The 4895-nt window shown below is 51.7% G+C and carries 4 protein-coding genes; all 4 read left to right on the top strand.

Going from position 1 to position 4895, the window contains the following annotated elements; genetic code table 11:
* A partial coding sequence (locus ACETWG_03610; GenBank protein ID MFB0515674.1) for a hypothetical protein occupies window positions 1-364 on the top strand: 364 nt, incomplete at its 5' end.
* 94 nt (window positions 365-458) lie between these two features.
* The gene (locus tag ACETWG_03605) at window positions 459-2699 is read left to right on the top strand and encodes a hypothetical protein (protein MFB0515673.1); all 2241 of its coding nucleotides are present in this window, start codon (window positions 459-461) and stop codon (window positions 2697-2699) included.
* A gap of 28 nt (window positions 2700-2727) precedes the next feature.
* Window positions 2728-3783, top strand: coding sequence for a PorV/PorQ family protein (locus ACETWG_03600; GenBank protein MFB0515672.1), 1056 nt, complete (start codon window positions 2728-2730; stop codon window positions 3781-3783).
* A 123-nt stretch (window positions 3784-3906) separates the two neighbouring features.
* Window positions 3907-4895, top strand: a 989-nt coding sequence (locus tag ACETWG_03595; GenBank protein MFB0515671.1) for a hypothetical protein, incomplete at its 3' end; no start/stop codon positions are given.

Genomic DNA, 4895 nt, shown 5'->3' with positions numbered 1-4895 from the left:
CCTCACCGATCCCTACACACCTCGAAACAATGAACGCTGGGCGCCCCACCGGGCCGTCAATCTGGCCTTTACCAAGCGGTTTCACATCGGGGAATTCATCCGGCCCGTTTTTTATCTCGAAGTATATAATCTTTTCAATACCAAAAACATGTGGCGGGGCGCTTTCAATGAGAAAACCGCCCAGCTTCGGGAATATATGGCCGCCTTGGAAGAGGTGGGCGGTCAGCCGGGCGAGTATCCGGAGCTGGCGGAAAAAGCCATTGGCAATTATCCCACTACCGACCTGCCTTTCAACGGCGCGCCCTGGTTTCTGCATCTGAATCCCCGGCAGATCTGGGCGGGGATCAGGTTTGAACTTAGATGAGGATAACCGCACCGAGGTTAAACGTGTTACTCCACCATTCTTTATTCCTTTAATCAACAGGCAACATGTTCTCCTGGTACTATGGGTAAAAACAATGACTGAACGAAGCACTCGGCTGCTTTGCTGCCGTCTGAGTTGGATTATTCTTGCGCTCACTATATCTGTGGTCTATGGACAGACTCACAAGCTGGCTATCGGTACGGGTCGGCTTCAGCTGAGCGTTGCCAGTGCCTTCGCCGATAAGGGTGTCCGACTGGCCTATCCACGGGAATATGAGGTATATTCACTCAACTACCGGTACATAGAACCCGACTGCGCGGATGGCGGTGGCATCATTATCGCTGCTCCTAACTTCCAGGCCAAGGCGTACTATCCCAACGAGACGGCCAAACCGATTGAGTGGACCCTCCGGGATACCTTGCTTCCCTATGTGGTGGCCGACGCGACGGCGTGGTATACCACTGATATCGCCCACACCACTGTTCCGGTGAATGGCGGTGCCAGAAGATACTGGAAGTATCGGCCACCAGTGAGGATTGTCGATGGGGAAGATCTCTCTCTAAGTGACTGGCAGGAGGGCAAAGACATCGATGGTCCGCCCGATATGCCTACTGCCCAAATGGGCCTTGCCGTATGTAACACATATCTAGGCATGACCGTAACCGAGCAGGCCTATGTCTTTGATAACGCCGAATTTGTGATTGTGGAATATGTGTTTAAGTACACCGGGCAGACGGGCAGCTACGATGGCGGAGAGGAAATTACGTACAGCGCTCCCATCAATGACTGTTATGTCGGCATAAAGTTTCGGCCGGTCATGTCCGGAGGAACCGAAAATGAACGTGTGGTGCCTAATTCCGGGGGATGGAAGGAAGGCACCGATGAATGGGTGGATTATGTGCACACAGTGAATGGAGAAAATCTCAGGATTCTGTACGGCTGGGATAGTGATGCCAGTGCTTTTCATCAGGCGGAAGATGATGAGGGTGATCCTTTGATAAAGTCATCTGGGCTCTTCACTGCTTCTCAGTACCCCGGTATGGCTGTGCTCCATGCCGACCAGTCGCCGGACGATCATTCCAATGATCCTGACCAGCCGTATCGTTTCTATGTCTCGTCTGGCGGCACTTTCTCTGATAATGCGCTAACAATGGGCAGAAACCTGTCCTTTGAGGACATCTATAAAAAACTGGATGAGGGGCCCGATTCTCCTCGGCCATTCGATTGGGAGGGGTGGATAAATGCTGGTTATCCTTCCGATGACGCGTCCTTCTGGTATCACGGTACCCCCCACGCTGAAATTGAAAACAGGTTCAACCAGATGGGCACCCTGGGATTCGGACCCTACAATTTTGACCTGGGAGACAGTGTCCGGATTATCCTGTGCTATGCTGCCGGTACGATTAGCTGGGAACAGGCCATTGATGTTGGTGCCCAGTATAAAGATGGACTGATTACCAAGGGCGAAAAGAACCGGATTCTCCGCAGCGGCCGTGATTCTCTGTTTGCCAAGATCAGCCTGGTAAGAGATCTGTTTGATCAAGCATTTGTGGCCCGAGGGGGCGATCTCACAGGCATGCTCAAGTATCTGAGCACCGAGTTGGGTGTCGCGCCGGCCTGGCCGGATAGATTGGTCCTGAGGCCGATCGTCGGTGGCTGTCGCGTGGAGTGGTCTCTGGTGGAAGGGGCTGATGCTTACCGGGTCTATCGCCGGTCACGAGGGGCTTTCGATCTTGCCGTACCCAGCAAAGAGCCGGTCTATTCTTTGGTCTACCAGGCAGGCGGTAAAGATCCCGGAGAGGGGGTCGAATTTTCGACCGAGATCGATTCCACCGTTTGGATAGACCGGAACACTTATCCGGTTTTCAACTATTGGTATTTTGTCACCGCCGTAGGTCCGGATGGATTGGAGAGCAGCCATTTCATCGGTCGAACCTACCCCAAAACCACCGACTACACCTATGGTTCGTGTCAACCCTATGAGAGGGAGCGTTTCACGCTGGACGAAGTCCATGTGATTCCCAATCCATATAATGTCAAGTCCTGGGAGCAGTCTCCAGTGGGTGCGGGCTGGCCGGAGAATCGGCTGATGTTTCTGGGATTGCCAGCCAATTGTCGGATTCGAATTTTTTCTCAGAGTGGCACATTGATTTTCAGGGATTACCACCGATCAGGAGCGGATTTACCCGTTCCGCGATACAATTGGGATATGCGCTCATCCACGGATCAGACCGTCGCATCGGGTATGTATATCTATGTGATCGATGAGTGCACGGATTTCAACGGCAACGAAATCAAGGACGTTAAAGTTGGCAAGTTTGTGGTTATTAAATAGGGAAGCTCTCTCAAGCCTGGAGGAAGCCATGAAGCGAGGGAGAATACTGTTGGCTGTGTTCCTGGTAACGGTTTTCCCGTTTTCCTCTTCCGCTCAGGAACCTGAAGAATTTGAACGGCTGGGACAATGCAGCATGACTTTTCTGGAGATTGATATCGGTGCCCGCGCCGTGGGTATGGGTGGCGCCTATACCTGTATGGATAATGATATTAATTCCATTTTCTGGAATCCAGCCGGGATTGCCAAGATCGACGGCGCCGCCCTGAGCCTGAGCAATTGCCAATGGATAGCCGACATCAATCAATATGCTTTTACCGCAGCATATGGAACCGGTGCGGTTGGCACGTTCGGCGTCAGTTTTGTGTATTATGATAACGGCGAACTGGAGCGAACGATCCCAACCCTGGATATTGAAAACAATCCGGAAGGCTACTACATCGGTGAGCCCTTTAGGGTACAACAATGGGCGGCTGGTATTGCCTATGCGCGCCAGATCACGGACAAGTTCGCTGTCGGTGGCCAACTGAAATACTGCTACGAGGATTTTGGCGAGATGGATATCATCGTCCCGGTCATCAACGACTCCACCGGTTATCAAGAAGGCTGGGATAAGGAAGCAGGATCTGAAAACCGGGAAGGCGTCTTCGCCCTCGATTTCGGTACGATCTATTACTTTGGTTTTAAGGATTTAAGGCTGGGAATGAGTCTCAGGAATTTTGCACAGGGTGTGACCTACGCGTTTGAAACCTTCAGCCTCCCACTGACCTATAAAGTCGCCATCGCAATGAATGTATTAAGTCTGATCCCACAGATGGATCATCATAGCCTGCAAGTTTCATTTGCCACCGTCAGCCCGTACGATGGCGGCGAGCGAATCCACCTGGGATGTGAGTACCTGTTTCGGAACATATTGGCTCTCCGTGGGGGGTACAAAACCAATACTGACACCGGTGCTCTGGCAGCCGGTTTCGGCTTAACGCCCAGGGCATTTGGCACCCTGAATTTGCAATTTGATTATGCCTATTCCGAAGCCGATAAGGCGTTCGGAGCCATCCATCGCTTTTCGGTTGGATTTGGTTTTTAACCAGGCATGCGACCGGTGAGGCATTCTGGAAGAAGCATCAACGGTAAATATGGTCTTGAATGCTGGGGATCATTCTCCCTGGCATGAGTGCCAGTGTAGTAAACCAAAAAAAGGAGGAGTAAAATGAAGCCCAAGTTAATAGGCCTGTTGATAATGTGTTTAGCTGGTGTGGGACTGGTCTGGGGTCAAGAAACTATCACTATAGATCCCGGGGAAAACCAGATTTCCGCCACGATAGCGGCCGGGGGTATCTACGCAGGTGATATCCTGGAGTTGAACGAAGGTGTATTTACCGAGACTGATACGGTGGCGACCCCCAACTTCCGGATAACCATCCGCGGAGCCGAAGGTGCTACCGTGAAATGGATTGTGCCTGACAGCGTCGATGCACTCTACGCCTGTGGTGACCTGATCGTCGAGAATATCATTTTCGAAACCGACACCACCACTCCCTGGATCTATATGCCGAGCCCCAGTACGGGGGAAGATTCGCTCGCGGCCACCGCTAACAGCAACTACGGCATCAGCGTCCATGCCACCGATCCGATTAACGTCTTCGTTGATCAATGCCAGTTCATCGGTTTCGGCATGGCGATCTTTGCGGACGACGTGGGTTGTGCGGGCGGTGTATGTACGCTGGACACGCTTCAGGTGACCAACAGTCTGATTTACGGTGGTCCCAGGTACAAGACGGGAATGGGTATTTGTACCCGGTACGGAACAAGCAACGTGTTGATCGTGGAAAATTGCACTTTCTGGAAGATAGAAGGGGAATCCATGAGATGTTATGGTCCAGAATTTGCGCCTAATGATTGGAAGGCTTACATCGATCACTGCACGTTTGCCGATGCCGGGTATCCTGATCCGAGCCAGGGTTACCCGGAGCTGCACCCGACAGGGGACGGTTTAGGGATCTACTTTAAATACACCAGTGCTGATGATATCATTCAGAACTGCATCTTCTATGACATTTCCGATTTCGCCATAGCCGAAACTTCCTTCAATCCCTATATGCTCCAGAGTGGAAACTGCAGTGATCCCGTCAAAAAACTCGTCTGGAAATGTTGTATGCCTGATATCTTCTCTGAAAAATTTGAACGGGCACTGCACTG

Source organism: Candidatus Neomarinimicrobiota bacterium (assembly GCA_041862535.1).
Taxonomy (GTDB): domain Bacteria; phylum Fidelibacterota; class Marinisomatia; order SCGC-AAA003-L08; family TS1B11.
Note: the sequence above shows the minus strand (reverse complement) of the source record. Positions and strands in the feature narration are given on the sequence as shown.